The organism is Sedimenticola selenatireducens, assembly GCF_963675335.2.
GTDB classification, from domain to species: Bacteria; Pseudomonadota; Gammaproteobacteria; order Chromatiales; family Chromatiaceae; genus Sedimenticola; species Sedimenticola selenatireducens.
Genome location: NZ_CAXXYC010000004.1, coordinates 660,932 through 681,645, shown reverse-complemented (window position 1 = coordinate 681,645; position 20,714 = coordinate 660,932). Strand labels below are relative to the sequence as shown.

The window sequence follows — 20,714 nt, the reverse complement described above, 5'->3', positions numbered from 1 at the left end:
CAGCGAGTGAATTTTATGTCTTCCTATAAAAGCGATTTTGAACCCGGCGATATCCTGGAACTGTTTGGCGAGACCTACCAGGTGCTGGAAAACGATGGTGTTACCGGCCAGTTAATCCCTTTTCCCTCCGAGGAGGTCCCTGCCCATGCCGTGATCTGGGCGGAAGAAAAGGGGGAATACAACCGTATCGGCAAGGCCGAGTTGCCTGGTCCCACGCCCTGTGCGACCAATAATGGCAGTTGCCCGAGCAACGGCCAGGGTTCGCCGCTTTATCAACCAAAGATATTCAAGATGTAAATTCGGGATGGCCGGTATTACCGGCCATCCAGCCGATCTGAGTGGTCTGCTGTGCCGTCTTGGCACTATTTTGTCTTGCCGATCATTTGGCTTAAAATAGCTCCTTTCTCCGGCTGGACAGGGCCGGGTTGTCTCGCCGTAAAGGAACTCCCCGTCCCATGATCGCCGTATTCAACGCACTGATCCCGGTTATCGCCATTATCCTGCTGGGAATGCTGTTGCGTCGGACCCCACTGTTCACCGATGAGAGCTGGCTCGGCTTTGAAAATCTCTGCTACTTCGTGCTGTTTCCGGCATTGCTGATCAAGACCCTGGCCACTGCCAGGATTGCCTCCACGGAACTTCTGCTGTTTTCTGCCATGGTGCTGTTTGCCATTTTTGGCATGAGCCTGCTGTTGTTACTGTTTCAACCGCTGATGCGGCGTTGGCTGGGTATTGGCGGCCCGGCGTTTACCAGCCTGTTTCAGGGGGCGACCCGCTGGCACGGGTTTATAGCCCTGTCTATTGTCGGTCTGCTTTATGGTGATGAAGGCGTGGCCTATATGGCGATTATCATGGCGGTGATTATTCCGCCACTGAATGTCATCAATGTCTCGGTACTGGCACGCTTTACCGATGGTGACAGTGGTCTGGGTGAGGTACTGCACAAACTGCTGAAAAATCCCTTTATCATCGCCTGTGTGATTGGCGCTGTACTCAATCTCACCGGCATCGGGCTGCCATCGCAGATCTTTTCCCTGTTCGACATCCTGGGTGGTGGGGCGCTGGGGCTTGGTCTGTTGACGGTAGGTGCGGGTCTGCACTTCTCCCTGGTGCTGGATCATCGCCTGCTGGTCTCTTTCGGCGCGGCCATCCGTCTGCTGGGGATGCCAATGCTGATGTTTCTCGGGGCTTGGCTGTTCGGCATCGAGGGAATGCCCCGTACGGTAGCCGTTATTGCCGCTGCGGTGCCTACCGCGTCCACTTCCTACATCCTGGCCCGGCAGATGGGTGGTGATGCCCCACTGATGGCCAACCTGATCACCGTGCAGGTCATTGTGGCGGCGGTAACCCTGCCGATGATGATCTGGCTGGCGGGTTATTGATCCAGCCGCTAGAGTTTTCTTAGCGATAGCCGACCCTTATTGATAACGGCACCAGGAGGCGATGATGGCCCTGTTTAACGGTTTTCCACAAGGTACCCTGCCGTTTCTCAGCGAACTGAAGGCAAACAATAACAAGGCCTGGTTCAATGACAACAAGCACCGCTATGAGGCCCTGGTCAGGGAGCCGGCGCTGGCCTTCATTGAATCCATGGCTACCGGACTAACTGAGATCTCACCCCATTTTCGCGCCATTCCGAAGAAGGTGGGGGGCTCGCTGATGCGGGTCTATCGCGATACCCGCTTTGCCAGCGACAAGACCCCGTACAAGACCAATATCGGCATCCAGTTTCGCCATGAGCTGGGCAAGGATGTGCATGCCCCCGGGTTCTATCTGCATATTGAGCCGGAAGGCTGCTTTGTCGGTGCCGGTATCTGGCACCCTGATTCGAAAATCCTGAACCAGATCCGTACCTTCATGGATGATAATCCGGCGGCCTGGAGAAAGGCGGTGGAGGCGCCGGCCTTCGCCCGGCATTTTAATCTTGAGGGTGACAGTCTGAAGCGGCCGCCCCGTGGTTTTGCCGCCGATCACCCGCTGATTGAGGATCTCAAGAGAAAGGATTTTATCGCCATCAAAGCCATTGAACCGGAGGCGATTCACTCGGCCCGCTTTGGCCGGTCGGTGCTGGAGGATTTTCGATCTGCCGACGCCCTTATGCGTTATCTCTGCACGGCAATCAATGTTAATTACTGATGCACTGGGTGTCACCGCTTGCTTATCCTGTCTGTTCCTCTATGATGTGCCGAAATGTATTAAATAGTTATTTATTTCAATAACTTATATCGGTATAAACAGAATATTGTAACTGAGGTTCAGGCTATGCAGTCAGGTCCGCGCGAGATCGAAACCCCGTTCCGTCCCATCCCCCTCGAAGTGCCGGAGGGGATGATGCCGAACGAGTTTTTCAACAGTACCGAGAACCTCAATGACCTGGTGCACAACAACGGTCTGCTGGTGAATCCGGAAAACCTGCTGCTCTATCGCAAGGCGCTGGGTCACAGCAACGAGTTCGATGCCTCGATCATCTACAACACCTCCAACTGCATACTTGATCCGCTGGGTCGCCCGGTGCGTCGCACCCAGGTGCCGGATCAGGTGAAACACGTCTGGAACCGTATGAATCAGGTGCTGATCGAGTTCATGCTGGAGCAGTATCCCGACCCGGATGAGGCGCTGGTTCTGGCGGGTGAGGCGAGCCTGGATGCCACTTGGCCGCTCACATCGCCCGGCGTGCCCAGCATCCGCATGCTGCACAACCATTTTATCGTATTTGACAAACAGCAGTTGCGCCGGGCACGGTTTGCCGATCCGGATAATCCGAACCTGACGGACGGTGGCCAGCACAGCCTGTTTCAGGCCTATATGCATGATGTCTACCATGAGTTCTTTTCCCAGCTGGATCTGCAGATCCTCAGGCCGGTTACCGACGGCACGTGTCGAATCGAGCTGACCGGTTACCCGCAGGGCTTGCCGAGCTGGGAGGTGCAGGGGGGCGTGGAGGTGTTGAAGAGCATCCGCTTCTGGCGTGAATACGATGCCATTCTGATGGGCTTCATCGACTTCTATCGCACCTTCTTCACCCAGGTCTCCACCCGTAATGCGCCGATCCCCAGGGATGCCTATTTCCCCGAACAGATCGAAAACACCCTGCTCTATAACAATGATTTCCTCAAGACAGCCAAGAAGGTGCGTGACCAGTGTGTACACGATGCCAAGTATGCCAACGCCATCCGCTGGCAGCCGGCCTTCAAGCAGTTGCTATACCGGGACGACAGCGGGCGTCTGATTATCACCATCAGTCAGAACTCCATTGGCAATGCCATTACCGAACTGCTGGGCGTGGTGGTCAAACGGACGCCCGATGCCGCAGCCTATGAAGCGAAGGAGCCGCAGTTGATAGAACGGTTGCTGGAAGTGCGGCGGCGGCTGGTGGAGGCGGATCTGGGTGAACCAACCAGTACCCAGTACTGGGGCGCGGAATAGCGGGACGGGCGTTTACTTATTGCGCTTGTCACGCACAACAAGGATTTTTGAATTGGTAGTGCCGACCTGGCGCTCCTCGATATCGAAGAGCTTGGTGGCAGTCACCAGTTCACCCAGCTTGGCGTAGCCGTAATTGCGCGGGTCGAACTCGGGCGACTGCTTGGCGATGTTACTGCCGACCGGTCCAAGCTGGGCCCAGCCGCTGTCATCGGAAGAGGTGTTGACGGCGTTGCGCAGCAGATTGACCAGTTTGGCATCACGCCTCAGTTCGCCACTGCTCTTCTTGGCGATGGCGGCGTCTTCATCACTTTTCGCCCGCAATACCTCGGTGTAGATGAATTTGTCACAGGCGGAGACAAAAGGCGCGGGTGTCTTTTTTTCACCAAAGCCATAAACCAGCAGACCGGATTCCCGGATTCTTGACGCCAGCTTGGTGAAATCACTGTCACTGGAGACGATGCAGAAACCGTTGAAGTTGTTGGTGTAGAGCAGGTCCATGGCGTCGATGATCATGGCGCTGTCGGTGGCGTTTTTTCCCTTGGTGTAGGCGAACTGCTGCATCGGTTGGATCGAATGCTCCAGCAGTACCTCTTTCCATCCCTTCAGGCTTGGCGAAGTCCAGTCGCCATAGATGCGCTTGACGCTGGCAGTGCCGTAGTTGGCTATCTCGGACAGCAATCCGTCAACAATACTCGGTTGCGCATTGTCCGCGTCGATAAGCACTGCCAGCTTGTCGGTGTTTTCCATGGCTTGTTATATTTCCGTTCGTCTGAAGGCCTGGCTGTCGGCTCATGCAACAGCTCACGCTACAGCCTAGCAGACTTCAGGGTAGGGCGTAACCGCTCCTGCGGCTGCCGCATCCAGCCCGGAAATCGGCCTATAATCAAAAACGAAGTGCGGTGACTGGTGAGTGTCCAGGCTATTGCGCAAGATCATCATTTTGGCAGGTAAGGGTTTTACTCTCCCGGTAGATTGATAATATGGCAGTCGGTCGGGAGTATACGCAGTGCTTTGAATATGGATTATTTACGTAAGGTCTATCAATTGAACATCAGTCTCCTGGGGGTTATTCCCGAGGTGTGGCGCCAGGTGCGGGTCGCCGATAGCGATACCCTTGCGAATCTGCACGAGACGCTGCAGGTCGTCATGGGCTGGACCAATGTCCATATGCACATGTTCATCAAGGGCAAGGAAAAATACGGCGTACCCGATGACCAGTTTCCGGATGATACGCGTGATGAACGGCAGACCCGGTTGCGTCAGGTACTGAAGAAACCGGGGGACAGTCTGCTTTATATCTATGACTTCGGCGATGCCTGGGAACATCGGGTGGTGCTTGAGGAAATTCTGCCCTACGACCTGTCGCAGCCGCTGCCGGCCTGTTGTTATGGCGAGCGCGCCTGTCCGCCCGAGGATGTCGGAGGTCCGCCCGGTTATGATGAGTTTCTGGAGGCGACGGCCGACCCCTCGCATCCTGAACATGACTATATGATCCGCTGGATTGGGGGCGAGTTCTTCCCCGATCTGTTCGATATCGATCTTACCAATGAACTGTTGCGGGAGAGTCAGCTCCGCATGGTCTGATGCCGGATTCAGTGAATGGTGGGCATTCGCTTGAGCGGTTCTATCAGGCTCTCCAGTCCGTTAATCTTGATCTCCAGGGCCAGCGCCATCAGCCGCCCCAACTGTCCCTCCGGAAAACCCTGATTGGCAAACCAGATGAGATAGGCTTCCGGCAGGTCGATCAGCGCGCGTCCCTGGTACTTACCGAATGGCATCTCCATCTTGGCCAGTTTGATCAGGTCTTTTTTATCGAACATGGATTGGTCGGGTTCCGCTTCAGTCCGGTTTGACCGGTTTCACGGTTTTTCGGGTCAGGGGTTTATGCCCGGCCTCGCGTGGGGTGTCGGTCGTTCCGCCAGCGCTCGGTTTACGCCGCTTGCCGATATTTTTCTGGTCGCGCAGGCGCTGCTTGGGTTTCCTGGCTTGATTCTTCTCCGCCTTGTCAGTGGCTGATTTCTTTTTACCGCCAGCCGCCTTGCCGGAATTTTTCAGTTTTTTCGGGCCCCGGTACTTGCCTGCTATCTCCTGGATGGTGCGCCGCTCAAATTCATGTTTCAGGTAGCGCTCGATGCCAGTCATTAGGTTCCACTCCTGGTGGGCGATCAGCGAAATTGCCAGACCCTGTTTTCCGGCGCGTCCGGTACGGCCGATGCGGTGCACATAATCCTTGCCGCTGCGCGCCATATCGAAATTGATCACCAGATCCACGCCCTTGATATCCAGCCCGCGCGCGGCCACATCGGTGGCCACCAGGACCTTGATGGTTCCCTGGCGCAGGAAGGCCATGACCTGGTTGCGTTCGTCCTGGCTCATGTCGCCGTGCAAAACTCCGGCCCGCAGCCCTTCATTTCGCAGTTCCGGCCCCAGTGCGTCGGCCTGCAACCGGGTGTTGGTGAACACCAGCGCCTTGTCGTAGGTCTCGTGCTGCAGCAGCCAGGCGAGCAGGCTTCTTTTGTGGATCTTGTCATCGGCCGGAATGATCTGCTGGATGATGTTGCCATGGCGATCACGTACCGTGCTGAGGGTGATGGTGGCAGGATCACGTAGCAGCGTGTCGGTCATGCCTTTCAGTCCGCGGTGACTCAGGGTGGCGGAAAATAGCAGCGTCTGGCGTGCTTTGTTGCATTGCCCGGTGATTGTCAGGACATCCTCGCTGAAACCCATGTCCAGCATGCGGTCGGCCTCATCCAGGACCAGTACCTCCAACTCGCTGAAGTCGGGCGTGCCCTGTTCCAGGTGTTCCAGCAGCCGGCCCGGGGTTGCCACGATAATCTCCGGGTTTTTGCGAAACAGGGCGCGCTGGTATTTGAATGATTCCCCTCCGGTGATCAGGCCGATCTGCAGCCGGGTGGAACGGGTCAGCTTTTGCCCCTGTTTGATTATCTGGTGGGCCAGTTCCCGGGTCGGCACCAGGATCAGCACCCGGGTTCCGCTCCCGGGAGCCGTCGTGTTCAGCAAATGATCCAGGGTCGGCAGCAGAAAGGCGAAGGTTTTACCGCTGCCTGTCTCGGCGCTGGCGATCAGGTCCCGCCGCTCCAGCGCTACCGGTATGGCCTGTTGCTGAATGGGGGTCGCCTCACTCAGCCCCAGGGCGTCTAGAGTCTGGAGCAGGCGGGGGTGGAGCGGGAAGCTGGATAACAACGGAATCACCTTGAGCGCAATAAAACGAAATTGCCGGCTATTGTAATTCATTGCCGGCGAAATGTTGGGAGAAATCGATGCGCGATGGTGCAGGCCGGTCTGTGTGATAATGGGGGCCAGGCGACAGGGCGTCCCGCGGATGCCAGTCCAAACCCTGAGTGATACCACCATCCGGGATGAAGCAGTGAATCAGTATGATGTGATTATCATCGGCGCCGGCGCCGCCGGCCTCATGTGTGCGGCAACGGCGGCGCGGCGCGGCCGCACTGTATTGCTGCTGGACAACAGCCGTAAGGTGGGCAAGAAGATCCTGATGTCCGGTGGCGGGCGCTGTAACTTTACTAATCGTCATGTGGAAGCGGGCAACTATATCTCGCAAAATCCCCATTTCTGCAAATCGGCCCTCAAGCGTTATACCCAGTGGGATTTTATTGCGCTGGTCGAGCGTTACCGCATCGCCTACCACGAACGGGACCATGGGCAGCTGTTCTGCAATGAATCGGCCCGGCAGATCCTTGACATGTTGTTGGCGGAATGCGATCAGCCGGGTGTCACCTTGCGAACCGGTTGTGAGGTGCTGGAGATCAGCCATGCAGCAGAGTATCGGCTGAACACAAGTCAGGGCGACTTTGGCTCGGCCTCCCTGGTGGTGGCGACTGGTGGTCTGTCCATACCGAGCATGGGGTCGAGCGGATTCGGCTATGCCATCGCCAGGCAGTTCGGTCTGAATGTGTTACCCCAGCAGGCTGGGCTGGTGCCCTTTACCTTCAGCGATCGAATGAAAGAGGTGACTACGCGTCTGGCGGGTATTTCGCTGCCGGTGAGCATGTGCACCAGCGGTCACGCCTTTTCTGAACAGTTGCTTTTCACCCATCGGGGGTTGAGCGGACCGGTGGTGCTGCAACTCTCCAACTACTGGCATGCGGGCGAACCGGTGACGATAAATCTGTTGCCGGAAATGGCGGCGGATGAGTGGTTGTTGAATCTGAAAAAAACCCACCCAAGGGGATTATTGAAAAATCTCCTGGCCAAACAGTTGCCCAAGAAACTAATTAGTGAATTGATCATGCTGTACTGGACAGAGTGGTCACAGCGGCCGGTTTCGGAAATACCGGACCAGGTGCTTTGCCAGATCGCCGGGCAGTTGAATGGCTGGACCCTGAAACCGGCGGGCACGGAAGGGCATCGAACGGCCGAGGTGACCCTGGGTGGGGTGGATACCGATGAACTCTCTTCAAAGACCATGGAGAGCAGACGCCGGCCGGGCCTGTTTTTTATCGGTGAGGTTATGGATGTGACCGGACACCTGGGTGGTTTCAATTTTCAATGGGCCTGGTCATCGGGTTATACCGCCGGTCAGTTTGTCTGATCTATTGTTCCCCGGAAGTCAATATTCAGAAGCATGTATTGATGTACTTATCTTTATCCCGAACAGGAAATTTGATTTAAGTTTCAATTGCAATTGTCGCTACCTCCTTACGTGCCCGCTGAAGTTCTGGCGGCAAGCTGCGGGACCGTTGTCGATAACAGATTCCTGTTTGTTCCCGAATACTGACAAATACCTCATGATCAATCCGGATTGCCGGCTGGGATATTTCTAATTATGAAGATCAAAACAAAACTGACTGTTGGTGCCAGTCTGCTAATGCTCATTCCTGTGGTGGTTGTATGTGCGGTTCTGGGCTGGGTGGCCGTTGATAATGGTCGTCAGGCGTTGGAAACCAAGGCGCAGAATCAGATGATTGCGCTCAGAAACAGTACGCAGAAAGCAATCGAAAACTATTTCTCCACGGTGCAGGCACAGATCGTAACGCTGTCCGACAACCGGATGATTACCGATGCACTGAACTCCCTCCCTAATGCCTACCGGCTTTACCAGTCAAGCGTGGAGGCGGCAGGAGATGCGGGTGCGGCCAAGCTGGGTGCTATGCGTCAGGAGCTGCTGGCCCACTACAACGGTGCATTTGCCGATGAGTACCGGAAACAGAACGGTGGCGGCACCTTTGATGCCGGCAACTGGCTGGAAAAGCTGAGTGAAACCGGGATCACCCTGCAGCATGCCTACATTGCCGCCAATCCCAATCCCCTGGGCGAAAAGAGCAAGTTGATCACGCCAGATGATGGTTCACTGTATGAGGTGATGCACAAAAGATTCCATGAATCACTGAAGGATTATCAGGAGCGGTTTGGTTATGCGGATATCTTCCTGGTCGATTCAAAGACCGGAGAAGTGATCTATTCCGTGGCCAAGAAGGCGGAGTTTGCCACTTCACTGCTGGAGGGACCGTTTGCCGGGACCGGTCTGGGGCAGGTGTTCAAGCAGGCCAATGAAGCAGATGACCCGGGCTTTATCGCCATGACCGACTTTTCCGCTTATACCCCCTCTTACGACAACCAGGCGGCGTTTGTCGCCTCGCCCGTGTTCAATCGCGGCAAGCGTCTCGGCGTACTGATTTTCCAGCTTTCGGTTGACCGGCTTTCCGGCATCATGACCCATGACCGCAAATGGGCCGAAGTCGGCCTGGGTGAGTCGGGTGAAAGTCTGATTGTTGGAGCGGATTATTCACTGCGTAACGACAGCCGCTTCCAGATTGAGGATGAGACCGGTTATCTGGAGAGCCTGCGCCAGACGGGCGTGTCAGGGGAGCGGTTGACCAGGGTGCAGGCCAAGCATTCGGCTGTTGGTGTACAGCAACTACGGTCGCCGGCGACAGAAGCCGCTTTGGCCGGTGAGGCCGGCGTAGCGGTATATCCGGACTATCGGGGCGTGGATGTACTAACGGCCTATGCGCCGGTGAAAGTTGCCGGCTTGAATTGGGCGGTTGTTGCCAAAATGAATACCGAGGAGGCGTTCCGTTCCGTGGAGTCGCTGAAGAGCACCATTGCCGGTGTGGCTATCGGTATTTCCGTGCTGGTGTTTGTCGTGGGTGCCCTGGTCGGATGGGTCTTTACCGGACTGATCGTGCGCCCCATCCAGAACACGGTGGATGCGGTCAGGGATATCGCCGAAGGTGAGGGTGACCTGACCCGTCGGCTGGATGCCCGGAGCAAGGACGAGCTGGGTGAACTGGCCGGATGGTTCAATCGTTTCCTGGACAAGATGCAGGGCGTGGTCGGTGAACTGAACAGCGTGACGCAGAACCTGTCGGTGTCGGCCGAGCAACTCTCCCGGGTCTCCGAGGAGACTCGGGACGGTATCAGTAACCAGCAGGGGCAGACCGAGCAGGCTGCTACCGCTACCAACCAGATGGCGGCCACGGTACAGGAAGTGGCGAAGAACGCCGAATCCGCCGCCAACTCGGCCATGCAGGCAAGAAACGAGGCGACACAGGGCAAGGGTACGGTGGATGAGAGCATCACCACAATCCATAACCTGTCGGCGACGGTTGAGCAGGCGGCCGCGGTGATTGGCAAGCTGGAGCAGGACAGCGTCGAGATCGGCGGGGTGCTGGATGTGATCCGCAATATTGCCGAGCAGACCAATCTGCTGGCCCTGAATGCCGCCATCGAGGCGGCGCGGGCCGGCGAGCAGGGGCGTGGATTTGCCGTGGTGGCGGATGAGGTCCGCACCCTGGCCTCCCGCACCCAGCAGTCGACCCAGGAGATCCAGGAGATGATCGAACGCCTGCAGACAGCCTCCAAGGAGGCGGTGAAGGCGATGGATGAGACCAACTCCCAGGCCAGAAAAGGGACGGATTTTGCCATCAAAACCGGTGAGGTGCTGGAATCCATCACCTCCGCCATCAATCAGATCAGCGACATGAACACCCAGATCGCCAGCGCGGCGGAAGAGCAGAGCGTGGTGGCCGAGGAGATAAACCGGAATGTGGTGGGGATTAACCAGATTGGCGAAAAGACGGCCAATGGAGCGCAGCAGACCGCATCGGCCAGTGAAGGGCTGAACAGCCTGGCGGGGCAGTTGCAGCGGATTGTCGGGCAGTTCAAGATTTAGCCAGTTTCACACTGACCCGCGAACAGGGCGCTTCCCGAGAGGGAGGCGCCTTTTTTTCGCCGGCGACCCAGGTGCGTTGAAGGAGAACGGTGTCAGTCAGGCTACACAAACTTGACGGCAATCGGCGTAAGCAGGGCGATGACTCGTGCATGCACGCCTGGATAACCGGCTAGCGGTCAAGCTCAGGGTCCAGACGATTAAAAATATTGTCATCGCGGGGGGCGGCGACCGGCCGGTTGAGTCGGTTGGTCAGGCGAATCAGTCGCTCGTGCCGGGGACGGATCTCCAGCCCCTGGGAGAGATAACGCCTGGCCTTCAGCGTGCGTCCCTTGTCAATCTGCATCTGTGCCAGGTCGGCGTAGCGGTCGGCTACTCTTTCCAGTCCACTGATGGCGGTCGGATTGTCCGGGTCCCGCTTCAGCACCGCGTCGAAATAGAAGCGGGCGCTGTTTTCGGCTGGATAACTGAGTCGATCCGTCGCCAGGCGATTTTGTGCCTTCTCCAGTAATTTGCCGATATCCGAAGCCGGGGTCGCGGTTTTTGGTGATGCGGCGGGTGCCTCTCCAGAGTCCGCTTCGGTATCACTACTTACTTCGGCTGTTGTCTCGTTCACTCCTGAGGAGGGCGGCGCTAGTGTCCCGGCGGGTGCGACCACGGCCATCGATTCCACGCCTGCTGTGGTGCTGATCTCGTTCGTCTGCGGCTGTTCCGTATCGCTGTCGACCGGGCGTTGGCCAAGTCCGAGCCAGCCCAGCAGTATAAACAGTCCCAGGCCGGCGTATGCCAGCCAATGGAAGCGATGAGGGAAGCCGGATGCGGCCTCCAGTGCCTGGGTTTCCGGCGGTGGCGGTTCGTGTTCGCCCGGCCTCTTGGTTGCAGGTTTTTTTTCTGACCTTATCTTGCCGCGCACGGCCTGTAAGTTCATCAGCAGTTCGGCGCCGTTTTGAAAGCGGTCTTCCGGTTTTTTTGCCAGCAGTTTGTCCAGGACAGGCTGCAGGTCGGCAAACTGTTCCGGCAGCTGCGGCACGGGCTTCTGGATATGGGCCATCAGGGTGGCGGCAAAACTGTCTGCGGTATAGGGTTTTCTGCCGGTGAGCATCTCGTACAGGATAATGCCCATGCTATAGAGATCTGAGCGACCATCCACCCGACGGATGCCCTGGGCCAGTTCAGGACTGAGATAGTGGGGGCTGCCCATCACGGTACCGGTGACGGTCAGATCGTTGTCGGTCTGGATCAGCTTGGCGATACCGAAATCGGTCAATACCGGGGAGCCGTCGTTGCGAAACAGGATGTTTGACGGCTTGATGTCCCGGTGTATCACCCCCTCGCCATGTACGTAGGCGAGACAGCCGGCCAGTCGGCTGAGTATCTTCAGGGCATGGGCCGGCCTGATGCCCTGCACGATACGTGATTTCAGATCGCCGCCCGGCAGATACTCCATGGCGATGTAGTAGAAGCCATCTCCCTGCCCGATGTCGAAGATGGCGATCAGATTGCTGTGATTAAGCCGGGCGATACAGCGCCCCTCGTTGAAAAAGCGCTCAAAAAACTGCGGGGTATCGGGATCATGTAGGACCTTGAGGGCCACCGGTCTGCCGAGCGACATTTGGGTGGCCAGATAGACGGTCGCCATGCCGCCCTTGCCGAGGATACGCTCGATACGATAGCCGGGGACTTCGATCTGCAGGCTATGGTTCATTTCTGGTCCCGTCTGGATCTAAACCGGCGCGCGGCGTCGTGACCGCACACCCTGTCGGAGAGAGGTTACCCCCTTGATCAAGGGTGTCGTCCGCCGATGCCGAAAATTGAGCACTGCTTCACTTAAAGGAGCCTCTGATCAAGTCATAAACGGGTATCTTGCGCCCGGAACGCCCAGCTTCTGTGTTGCAGATCTTCGCAATAGCCGGCTATTACGTGCGATTTGCGCCTTGAATCTGATCATTTTGGCTCACAATCTAACTAGGTCCAGACTTGATCAGAGGCTCTGAATGGCTCAATTCTCCCGCGCCAGCCACTGCTTTCTGGCTGACGCGATGGCGCGGCTTCTGGCCTGAAATATGATCTCCGGAATCATCCGCTGATCGGTGGCCTTTCCCGCCAGCGCCGTCGTGTCAACGGCTGCGGCGGCACGCTGGGCTGCCTTGAAATAGTCGGCCTGGGGATAGGGCTGCTGTTCAAATCCCGTGCGTCCCCGTGCGTCTGCTTCGCAGGCGATCAGAAACTGATCCAGCCGCTCGGGGCGGCGCAGGGCGTCGAGTTTCTGCAGGGTGCGCAACAGGGTGGCAGGCTTCAGCTCACCTGCCCGGTGGCAGTGGGTATGGTACTCAGCCACCAGCCGGCAGAGTTCGCGAAACCGGTTCGGGATGCGCAAGCGGTCGCACAGGCGGTCAACCAGTTTGGCGCCGCGCTGCTCATGGCCGTGATGGCTGGGCCACTCGGCAGGCGGTGTGGTGCCCTTGCCGATGTCGTGCAGCAGGGCAGCCAGCCGGGTTTCCGCTTCCGCGCTGAGCGCGCATGCCTGGTGCAACACCATCATGCTGTGTACGCCGGTGTCGATTTCCGGGTGATGCCGTTCCGGCTGGGGGATGCCGAACAGGCGGTCCAGCTCGGGCAGGATTACCCGGAGGGCGCCAAGATCACGCAGGGTTTCGAAGAAAATTCCCGGATTGGCACCCTCCAGCGCCCGCACAATCTCCGACCAGACCCGCTCGGGTACCAGTTGATCCAGTTCGCCCTGGCTCACCATCTGCCGAACCAGCTGCCTGGTCTCTTCCGCCACACGGAATCCGAGGTCAGCGAATCGGGCGGCGAACCGCGCCAGCCGCAGTACCCGGATCGGATCACGCTGGAACGTGGGGGTGTGGCGCAGCCGGCGTGCCTGCAGATCCTGTCGGCCGTTCAGAGGGTCGAGGTAGCTGCCGTCCGCTGCCAGGGCGATGGCGTTGATGGTGAGATCCCGCTGCATCAGGTCGTCGCACACCTGCTCCTGCTCGTTCCTGCCACGAGTGTCCCCGCGTGGCAGGGCATACTCCTCGGCGTTCTGCGGATGCAGAAAGACCGTGAAGTCCTGGCCCACCTTGCGATAACCCTGGGCGACCAGCTGTTCGGCCGTGGCACCGGTGACCAGCCAGTCGCGGTCGCTGACCGGCAGGCCAAGCAGTTGATCCCGCACGGCGCCACCAACCAGATAGGCATGCATGCCGAAGATGCTAGAATCGCCCATGTGAATACGATAACCCCCCTTTCTATACGATGACCGGCAGCTGGCATCCATGGCGAAACCGCCTGATCCTGTTTGCTCTCCTGGGCCTCCTGCAAGGTTGCAGCAGCCTGGGCTATTATAGCCAGTCCATCGGCGGACATCTGCAGCTGATGGGGCAGCGTCAACCGATTTCGCAACTGCTGCAGGACCCGCAAACCCCGCGGCCACTGAAACAGAAGTTACAGAAGATCGGGGCAATGCGCACCTTTGCCACGGAGGTGCTGGGCCTGCCTGACAATAACAGCTACCGCAGCTACGCCGCGCTGGAGCGCGATGCGGTCGTCTGGAGTGTGGTGGCGGCGCCGGCGTTCTCCATACAGCCGAAGCAGTGGTGCTTCCTGTTTGTCGGCTGCGTCAGCTATCGGGGTTACTTCTCCAGGGAGCAGGCCGAGCGCTATGCGGATGAATTGCAGGCGCAGGGACTGGATGTGGCGGTGCAGCCGGTACCGGCCTATTCGACCCTGGGCTGGTTTGATGACCCCTTCCCCAGCACCGTGATCCAGTGGCCTGAAGCGAGAATCGCCGGCCTGATCTTTCATGAACTGGCTCATCAGCAGCTCTATGTCAGGAATGACAGTGCCTTCAATGAGGCGTTTGCCAGCCTGGTGGAGCAGGAGGGAGTGGAACGTTGGCTGGGTGGTCGAGATGGTCCGACCTTCATGCAGTGGCAGGAGTCGCATGGAAGGGAACGTCAGTTGGTTGATCTGCTGCTGACCACGCGGGATGCGCTGGAGGTCCTCTATCGGCGGCCCCTGGACAGGGCGCTGATGGCACAGCGCAAGGCGGCACTGTTTCAGCAACTCAGGGAGCGCTATACGCGGCTAAAACAGCAATGGGGCGGATATGGCGGTTTCGACGGCTGGTTCGGTCGCGACCTGAACAATGCTCATCTGGCCTCCATCGCCACCTACGAGGCGCGGGTGCCGGCCTTCAGGCGGCTGCTGGAACAGGCCGGGGGGGATTTGCCGACTTTCTATGCCGCCAGCCGGGCTCTCGGCCAGTTGCCCGAAACGGTGCGTGAGGAGCGGATGCAAAAGCTGCTGCGCGAGGCCGGACAGTAGGCGGTTTCACCAGCCGATGCGGATATAGCGAAACAGGTTGCCGGCCGGATCTTGCATCAACAGGCGCCCGTCTGATTCAGCGAATGCATAGGGCCGCAACTGGCCGCTGTTCAGATCCTGCAGGATGATCAGCTGGGGTTCCGGCTGTGCCAGACGACCATCACGGAAATTGTCACGGTCCAGAAAAATTCTGAACAGGCCGTTGCGGATCACCAGTATCTCTCCACTCTCACCCTGCCAGCTGCCATTGAGTACCGGGACCGGCCCGGGTGGGACAGGAGGGCCATAGGCGGGAGCCGGATAAGGCGCGTAGCCGGGAGCGCCGCCCGGGTAACCGTAATAATCCCGCGTCCGCTCGTGCAGCCGTTTCTGATAAGCCGAAGAGAAGGCGTCCATCATGTCGAACAGGGTTTCGGCCATGCTGTTGTAGCGGTTGGGATAGTCGAGTGCAGCGGCTTCCAGCGGCAATAGCGCCAGCAGAATCAGCAGTCTGAGCAGCCGGTTTTTGTTCACCTTGGTCCCCTTCTCCACGTCGTCCCGGGCACCTCGCATTTTACCAGAAAATTCCATAAGTAATTTCAAGGATATGGAGAAACTTGCCTGTTCCCCGGAATGGGGTTTATCTTAGGCTATCTTTTGGCACAAGACAGATAACAAAGGCCGCACAATGATGGCAAGTCAGCATGGTGACGGACAAGAGCGCCGCACCCGAACTAAAGCGATGGTGGACAAGTGGCTGGACGAGCGTCAGCAGATGCTGGTCCTGTACTGCAAATTGGCCGGCATTGATTCCTTCAGTCCGGACAAGCCGGAAAAACAGCTGTTGCGGGATTTCTGTCAGTTGTTGGTTGATTATGTCGCTTTCGGACACTTCGAGGTGTTTGACCGGATCAATACGGGTGAAGAGCGCCGGGGCCAGGTGATCAGGGTGGCGCAAGCGGCCTATCCGAAAATTGCCGAGGTAACGGATCTGGTGGTGGAATTCAATGACAAGTACGACCTGAGCGATCATCGGCAACCTCTGGACAATCTGGGCAGGGACCTCTCCATTCTCGGCGAGGATCTGGCCAGCCGCATAGAGCTCGAAGATAAAGTGGTCAGGGCGCTGCTGCAATGACCGACTCGACGGACTGAGGATGAAGGGCCAGGCATGGTGACGAAGCTTGATAACCTGTTTCGCTGGCGTCCGGATGCGGAGGAGTTCAGTAAGCCGTTACAGTTCAAAAAGCCGTTCAAGCTGCTGTTTGACCGGTTGCCGATAGGCATTGATAACAATCGGATCGATGTCACGCTGAGTCAGGAATTCATGGATCGGTGCCGACTGTTTGTGCGCCGTTCCATGTTGCACGATGTGACGGAAAACTATTGGGGCGAACCGCCTCCACCTCCCGACAATAAAGATCTGCAGGCGTTGCGTGAGGGTTATGCCGGCCTGATGGAGCTGACGGTCGACCGGGCCAGAAAGTACAACCGCCTGGAGATGGTGCAGCTGTTGCAGTTCAGTGTGGTGAAGTTCCTGCTGCAACTGGTGGGGCAGGAGTATGATCGCCTGCGCAATCAGGTGCAGCGCGCCAAGAGTGTGGACAGTCACCAATCTACCGGTCGTTCGGTTCAGCTGCACGACCGGTTGGTGCTGCTGGCCAGGAATGAAGCGGCCATTCGTTATCGGATTACCCGCCGGCTGTTCCGCGAGATGCTGAAGATCGAAAACATGCGTCTCAGTAAACTGCGTAAATCAGTCCTTGGCCAATCCTGGCCGGTGCCCAAACCGCTGCTGTTCAATCCGATGCTGCAACTTCCCTCGCTGTGGGCCGATGAGCAGGTGATGAGTCACTATCCCCTGGTCTGCACCGACAGGGAGGATCAGGATGGTTTTGATCGGGTCAATCGCCTGGTAACAGGTCTGTTTGCGGAGTTTCTGCCCTCCTGGTGTTGGAGTGCGGATCCGGCTGATCCGTTCGACGCCACCGGTAGCGATATACAGACCACGGCGCGTCGCCACCAGGGTGAGCAGGGCGGGCTACCCGGCTATACGGAAAGCCTGATGTTGCTGAAGCGTTCGCTGCAACCGACGGAATATGAAAATGGCCACTGCTCCTGGCTGGATATCCCGGAGAATATCGACCGCATTGTCTATTCGGTAAAACACAGAAGCGCAATCCGTACCGACTATGACGCTCCCCGGCTGCGCGTTACCTGGGAAAATGCCAAATGGCCCGGATTTCATCATCGTCTGATGAAACGGATACTGAAGGCATTTCAGGGCAGCCGCGTAGAGCTTGATCTGCTGGCCTGCCATGCGGCACCCGGCGTCTATCACGAATTGAACCGGCAGGTGCCGGTGCGGATAATCTGCCAGTACCTTTCCGGTCGCATGACGAAACGGGATCTGCAAAGGAAGCTCAACAGTCTGCAGGGTAAGGCCGTGCCGGCACAGGTGATCAAGGTCCTGGACCGGATGCTTTTGATCATCCGGCGCATGCCGGCACCACGGCGCCGACGGCGAATTTTCAGTTTTCTGCGGCACTTCGCCCTGTTCAGGCGCGACCTGAAGCAGGCCTATCAGGCGCATGTTGCCATGCATCGTATCCACTTACTGGTGCGGCCTGAGGATATTGAGCTCTCCCGGCGCAACGGCAGTCTGCTGGAGTTCCCATTGCGCGTTGAGCTGAAGCCGGAACAGCATCGCATACGTAATCACGTCATTATCAAGGCGGACGTGCGTGGCTCTACGGTCATGACCAATGAGCTGCGTAACCGCAATCTCAATCCCGCCTCCCATTTCAGTCTCAATTTTTTTGAGCCGATCAATAAGTTGCTGGAGAGTTATGGGGCGAAAAAGGTGTTTATCGAGGGTGATGCGGTGATTCTCAGTATTTTTGAGTACGAGGATACCCCCTACCAATGGCTCTGTGTTTCCCACGCCTGTGGACTGGCGCGCAAAATTCTCCAGGTGGTGGATAACCAGAACGTGAAAAACCGTCAGAACGACCTGCCGGAGCTGGAGCTTGGGCTGGGTATCGCCTTCAGTGACGAAGCACCCACCTTCCTGTATGACGAAGGACGCGAGATCATGATTTCGCCGGCCATCAACCGGGCGGATCAGCTCTCTTCCTGTTCGGCGGCGGTGAAACGGTCTGAATATGGAAAACGGCTGGGTCGTGGAGTGGTGGTGCTGGCTCCGGCGCCCAGAGAGATCATCAACAAGGAGAGTACGGACAAACTGATTCGTTATAACGTGAACGGGATTGAGCTGGATTTTCCGGCCTACTACAAACTGAAGTCGGAACTGTCGTTCCGCCGGATTGAGCTGGACAGTGGCAAACGGTCGAACAACGACCATCTGCTGGTAGCCCGCTATCCGGATCTGGAGGGGCACATGCACGTCCTGGTAATCCGGGAAGCGGCAGTTACCGTGTGGGACGGTGAAAAGGCGGGCAGGCAGGCGGCGGATGGGCGCTGTTATTACCAGGTTATCAGTGATCCGGAGATGATCGCCTACGCCATTGAACAGTCCAACCAGCGGCGCCGTCCGCTACCTGATATCTCCGGCACCACGGCAGAAGAAAAAACTACAGCGCCACGCCTGTTCCACTGATCCCCTTGGCGGCCAGTTGGTCTCTGGGGCGCACGGGTGACATCCGTGCAGAGAGCCGCTGCAGCGGCTGGTTCAGGCGCTGGTCATAGATTGCCGCATAACTCAATACCCGCTCGGTATAGCGCCTGGTCTCATTGAACGGGATCAGCTCAACCCAGATGTCGGCGGGCAGGGTGGCGTCCGGCAGCCATTTCAGCACATTTTGCGGGCCGGCGTTGTAGGCTGCCGTGGCCAGCACCTGGTGTTCTCCCAACTGCCGGTAGACATGATTCAGATAGGCGGTTCCCAGGGTGATATTGACTTCCGGCCTCAATAACTGAGCCAGGCGTGGTTTTTTCATTTTCTCCTTGCGGGCGATAAAGCGGGCGGTTGCCGGCATCAGCTGCATCAGCCCCCTGGCCCCTGCCGGTGATTGGGCGTCGCTGGAGAAGGCGCTCTCCTGTCTGATCACGGCAAAGATCCAGGACTTGTCCAGATCGGTTTCTGCCGATTTTTCCGTTACCAGGGTTTGGTGCTCCAGTGGGAAACGCAACTCCAGGTCGTCCCAGTAACCGGTGCGTGCCAGGGTGAAAATCGCCCGGTCGTGCCAGCCCCAAGACTGGGCCAGCTTGGATACCCGCTTCAGGTCCAGGCGCTTCAGATTCTGCACGCCGGCATACCATTCACGCCGGGCGTCCAGGAACCGGCCGAGCTGAAATAATTCGCGGGCCCGCAATAGCGCGGGTTGCTGCGCCAGTTGGTCGATGTTCGACTGCTGAAGGTCCAGCGGGGTCGGGTCATAGCGATAGGGTTGATCCAGCAGGTCGGCGGCGAGAAAACCGTGATAGCTGCGCTCTTTGGCCAGGGCGGCGAATTGGGTCTGGGCATCTGCTTTATTTCCGGTCTCCGCCAAGGCACGTGCCTGCCAGTAGCGCCAGCGATCAGAGTTCTTCAGGCTGTCAGGCAGTTCAGCTATCCAACCCAATAGTTGCGGCCATGCCCGTTTTCTCAATGCGCTCCTGAGGCGGGATTCATGCAGGGAGTGATCCTTGCCGGAAGGGGTAAATGCCCCGAGGGCGGACAGGGTGTCGGGATGGTCGTTGCGTATCAGTCCCAGCAGCAGCGCCCGTTGACCCCGATAGCGCTCCTGCCGGCTGAAGGCGATCTCATTCTGTAGCTGGTTCCAGATGGTGGCCGCGCTGTCGATATCCTTTCTCACCAGACGTTTGAAGCCGTCCAGAAGGATGCGTTTTCGCGCTGGGCTTGCCTCCAGCCGGGAGGTGATGGAGGCAATCTGGTGTGGATCTCGTTGCAGCTCCTGCCAGGCCTGCAGCCATGCCTGCTGTTGCGGATTGAGATAGCGTTTCAGGTAATTGGCGAAGCGGCTTTCGGAGGCCAGCATGGCGAGTTCGACCCGCTTCCAGGCCAGCGCGGGGGTCAGCTTGCCGGCGTCAATCCAGCTCTGCAGAATCCGGTCGCAGGCTTCCGGCCGGGACCGGGGATGCAGCCAGATCGGTGCCGCTTCGGCCAACGCCTTTTCCGGCTTGCCGGTCTCCAGCAGCGCGGTCAGGTAGTGGCATTGGTAGGTTGCCCCGAGCTTGGGCCGGTAGAACACCAGGTAGGTCCACCATTTGCCCCGGCTGGCCAGTTCGTCGAGCCACAGGCGCCGCATTCGCTGTGCCAGGGGTGAGTCGGCATAGCGGGTGATGAAGTCATCGACCTGGCTGCTGTCCAGGCTGGAGAGCTGGAGCTGCAGCGCCTGGTATTCCAGGTAGGGGAAGAGCGGATAGCTCTGCAGGGTGGATTTGATGCTGTGGTATTTTTTCAGATCGCCGGCGGAGAGTATGCGTTCCGCAGCGAGAAATCCGCTGCGCTGCCGGTCCAGGTCGGCCCCCGCCAGGCAGAGGGCTGGCAGCAGGGCAATCAGCAACAGCAGACTCCTACCGATACTCGGGTGTACCACTTACCTGTTACTCCTTTTATGGCTCAAAACGTAACTGCTTACCCTCATCACTCATAGCTCCCATAAATTGCATTGTAACCGCCAAGAAAAAGCCTCGGTTTTCCTTTGTGTGCTTGGCGTTCTTGGCGGTTATGTGCTTTTTGCCGAGCATATCTCTGTGCTCTCTGTGTGCGGACTGGGGCGAGTAGTTACCTTAAAACAAAGTGCATGGGGGGAAGCTTAGGGGTGGCGTGGATAAGGTGCAAGGGGGAAAACCCTCTGATTTG

The 20,714-nt window shown here is 57.9% G+C and carries 17 protein-coding genes; 10 read left to right on the top strand and 7 right to left on the bottom strand.

Translation table 11 applies throughout. The annotated features are described in order from the left end of the window. Positions 1-15: 15 nt before the first annotated feature. From ACHZBF_RS14270 to ACHZBF_RS14255, 4 genes are all read left to right on the top strand, one after another. On the top strand, positions 16-297 hold the full coding sequence (locus ACHZBF_RS14270) for a hypothetical protein (protein WP_029132024.1): 282 nt from the start codon (positions 16-18) through the stop codon (positions 295-297). A 158-nt stretch (positions 298-455) separates the two neighbouring features. Beyond that, positions 456-1,382 (top strand): AEC family transporter, encoded by a 927-nt coding sequence (locus tag ACHZBF_RS14265; protein WP_029132025.1) that lies wholly within the window; start codon positions 456-458, stop codon positions 1,380-1,382. A 64-nt stretch (positions 1,383-1,446) separates the two neighbouring features. After that, entirely contained in the window at positions 1,447-2,136 is a 690-nt protein-coding gene (locus ACHZBF_RS14260) for a DUF2461 domain-containing protein (protein WP_321528813.1), read from the top strand. Positions 2,137-2,262: 126 nt separating this feature from the next. Continuing rightward, positions 2,263-3,426, top strand: coding sequence for a hypothetical protein (locus ACHZBF_RS14255; protein ID WP_273438255.1), 1,164 nt, complete (start codon positions 2,263-2,265; stop codon positions 3,424-3,426). Between the two features lie 12 nt (positions 3,427-3,438). Here ACHZBF_RS14255 and ACHZBF_RS14250 read toward each other — a convergent pair whose 3' ends face one another. After that, positions 3,439-4,173 carry an NYN domain-containing protein gene (locus tag ACHZBF_RS14250; protein WP_321528812.1) on the bottom strand — a complete coding sequence of 245 codons (735 nt, stop codon included), beginning with the start codon at positions 4,171-4,173 and terminating at the stop codon, positions 3,439-3,441. A gap of 270 nt (positions 4,174-4,443) precedes the next feature. Between ACHZBF_RS14250 and ACHZBF_RS14245 the strand changes: the two genes are divergently transcribed. Further along, the gene (locus tag ACHZBF_RS14245) at positions 4,444-5,010 is read left to right on the top strand and encodes a plasmid pRiA4b ORF-3 family protein (RefSeq protein ID WP_321528811.1); all 567 of its coding nucleotides are present in this window, start codon (positions 4,444-4,446) and stop codon (positions 5,008-5,010) included. An 8-nt stretch (positions 5,011-5,018) separates the two neighbouring features. On the opposite strand, the gene ACHZBF_RS14240 is transcribed toward ACHZBF_RS14245, so the two are convergent. Both ACHZBF_RS14240 and ACHZBF_RS14235 read right to left on the bottom strand, forming a co-directional pair. Beyond that, complete coding sequence (locus ACHZBF_RS14240) at positions 5,019-5,246, bottom strand: DUF3820 family protein (protein ID WP_273438253.1); 228 nt, start codon at positions 5,244-5,246, stop codon at positions 5,019-5,021. 19 nt (positions 5,247-5,265) lie between these two features. Beyond that, the gene (locus tag ACHZBF_RS14235; protein WP_321528810.1) at positions 5,266-6,681 is read right to left on the bottom strand and encodes a DEAD/DEAH box helicase; all 1,416 of its coding nucleotides are present in this window, start codon (positions 6,679-6,681) and stop codon (positions 5,266-5,268) included. An 88-nt stretch (positions 6,682-6,769) separates the two neighbouring features. On the opposite strand from ACHZBF_RS14235, the gene ACHZBF_RS14230 reads away from it, so the two are divergent. Both ACHZBF_RS14230 and ACHZBF_RS14225 read left to right on the top strand, forming a co-directional pair. Beyond that, positions 6,770-7,999, top strand: coding sequence for a BaiN/RdsA family NAD(P)/FAD-dependent oxidoreductase (locus tag ACHZBF_RS14230; protein ID WP_321528809.1), 1,230 nt, complete (start codon positions 6,770-6,772; stop codon positions 7,997-7,999). 234 nt (positions 8,000-8,233) lie between these two features. Continuing rightward, on the top strand, positions 8,234-10,582 hold the full coding sequence (locus tag ACHZBF_RS14225; RefSeq protein ID WP_321528808.1) for a methyl-accepting chemotaxis protein: 2,349 nt from the start codon (positions 8,234-8,236) through the stop codon (positions 10,580-10,582). A 169-nt stretch (positions 10,583-10,751) separates the two neighbouring features. On the opposite strand, the gene ACHZBF_RS14220 is transcribed toward ACHZBF_RS14225, so the two are convergent. Both ACHZBF_RS14220 and ACHZBF_RS14215 read right to left on the bottom strand, forming a co-directional pair. Further along, complete coding sequence (locus ACHZBF_RS14220) at positions 10,752-12,284, bottom strand: serine/threonine protein kinase (RefSeq protein ID WP_321528807.1); 1,533 nt, start codon at positions 12,282-12,284, stop codon at positions 10,752-10,754. A 294-nt stretch (positions 12,285-12,578) separates the two neighbouring features. Continuing rightward, positions 12,579-13,784, bottom strand: a complete 1,206-nt coding sequence (locus ACHZBF_RS14215; protein WP_335342994.1) for a multifunctional CCA addition/repair protein — start codon at positions 13,782-13,784, stop codon at positions 12,579-12,581. A 53-nt stretch (positions 13,785-13,837) separates the two neighbouring features. On the opposite strand from ACHZBF_RS14215, the gene ACHZBF_RS14210 reads away from it, so the two are divergent. Further along, positions 13,838-14,908, top strand: coding sequence for an aminopeptidase (locus ACHZBF_RS14210; RefSeq protein ID WP_321528805.1), 1,071 nt, complete (start codon positions 13,838-13,840; stop codon positions 14,906-14,908). 6 nt (positions 14,909-14,914) lie between these two features. On the opposite strand, the gene ACHZBF_RS14205 is transcribed toward ACHZBF_RS14210, so the two are convergent. Next, positions 14,915-15,478, bottom strand: a complete 564-nt coding sequence (locus tag ACHZBF_RS14205) for a hypothetical protein (RefSeq protein ID WP_273438242.1) — start codon at positions 15,476-15,478, stop codon at positions 14,915-14,917. A 97-nt stretch (positions 15,479-15,575) separates the two neighbouring features. Here ACHZBF_RS14205 and ACHZBF_RS14200 point away from each other — a divergent pair, with 97 nt between their 5' ends. After that, the gene (locus ACHZBF_RS14200; RefSeq protein WP_273438241.1) at positions 15,576-16,025 is read left to right on the top strand and encodes a sigma D regulator; all 450 of its coding nucleotides are present in this window, start codon (positions 15,576-15,578) and stop codon (positions 16,023-16,025) included. A 33-nt stretch (positions 16,026-16,058) separates the two neighbouring features. Next, positions 16,059-18,506 (top strand): hypothetical protein, encoded by a 2,448-nt coding sequence (locus tag ACHZBF_RS14195; protein WP_321528804.1) that lies wholly within the window; start codon positions 16,059-16,061, stop codon positions 18,504-18,506. On the opposite strand, the gene ACHZBF_RS14190 is transcribed toward ACHZBF_RS14195, so the two are convergent. Continuing rightward, positions 18,481-20,448 carry a transglycosylase SLT domain-containing protein gene (locus tag ACHZBF_RS14190; protein WP_321528803.1) on the bottom strand — a complete coding sequence of 656 codons (1,968 nt, stop codon included), beginning with the start codon at positions 20,446-20,448 and terminating at the stop codon, positions 18,481-18,483. The genes ACHZBF_RS14195 and ACHZBF_RS14190 overlap by 26 nt on opposite strands. Positions 20,449-20,714 lie beyond the last annotated feature (266 nt).

Bases quoted from the DNA above. Each gene is read 5' to 3' on its own strand.
- ACHZBF_RS14235 (WP_321528810.1), bottom strand. From the start codon at position 6,681: ATGAATTACAATAGCCGGCAATTTCGTTTTATTGCGCTCAAGGTGATT.
- ACHZBF_RS14210 (WP_321528805.1), top strand. From the start codon at position 13,838: ATGACCGGCAGCTGGCATCCATGGCGAAACCGCCTGATCCTGTTTGCT.
- ACHZBF_RS14215 (WP_335342994.1), bottom strand. From the start codon at position 13,784: ATGCATGCCTATCTGGTTGGTGGCGCCGTGCGGGATCAACTGCTTGGC.
- ACHZBF_RS14260 (WP_321528813.1), top strand. From the start codon at position 1,447: ATGGCCCTGTTTAACGGTTTTCCACAAGGTACCCTGCCGTTTCTCAGC.
- ACHZBF_RS14195 (WP_321528804.1), top strand. From the start codon at position 16,059: ATGGTGACGAAGCTTGATAACCTGTTTCGCTGGCGTCCGGATGCGGAG.
- ACHZBF_RS14240 (WP_273438253.1), bottom strand. From the start codon at position 5,246: ATGTTCGATAAAAAAGACCTGATCAAACTGGCCAAGATGGAGATGCCA.
- ACHZBF_RS14265 (WP_029132025.1), top strand. From the start codon at position 456: ATGATCGCCGTATTCAACGCACTGATCCCGGTTATCGCCATTATCCTG.
- ACHZBF_RS14200 (WP_273438241.1), top strand. From the start codon at position 15,576: ATGATGGCAAGTCAGCATGGTGACGGACAAGAGCGCCGCACCCGAACT.
- ACHZBF_RS14245 (WP_321528811.1), top strand. From the start codon at position 4,444: ATGGATTATTTACGTAAGGTCTATCAATTGAACATCAGTCTCCTGGGG.
- ACHZBF_RS14230 (WP_321528809.1), top strand. From the start codon at position 6,770: ATGCCAGTCCAAACCCTGAGTGATACCACCATCCGGGATGAAGCAGTG.
- ACHZBF_RS14255 (WP_273438255.1), top strand. From the start codon at position 2,263: ATGCAGTCAGGTCCGCGCGAGATCGAAACCCCGTTCCGTCCCATCCCC.
- ACHZBF_RS14250 (WP_321528812.1), bottom strand. From the start codon at position 4,173: ATGGAAAACACCGACAAGCTGGCAGTGCTTATCGACGCGGACAATGCG.
- ACHZBF_RS14225 (WP_321528808.1), top strand. From the start codon at position 8,234: ATGAAGATCAAAACAAAACTGACTGTTGGTGCCAGTCTGCTAATGCTC.
- ACHZBF_RS14205 (WP_273438242.1), bottom strand. From the start codon at position 15,478: ATGGAATTTTCTGGTAAAATGCGAGGTGCCCGGGACGACGTGGAGAAG.
- ACHZBF_RS14220 (WP_321528807.1), bottom strand. From the start codon at position 12,284: ATGAACCATAGCCTGCAGATCGAAGTCCCCGGCTATCGTATCGAGCGT.
- ACHZBF_RS14270 (WP_029132024.1), top strand. From the start codon at position 16: ATGTCTTCCTATAAAAGCGATTTTGAACCCGGCGATATCCTGGAACTG.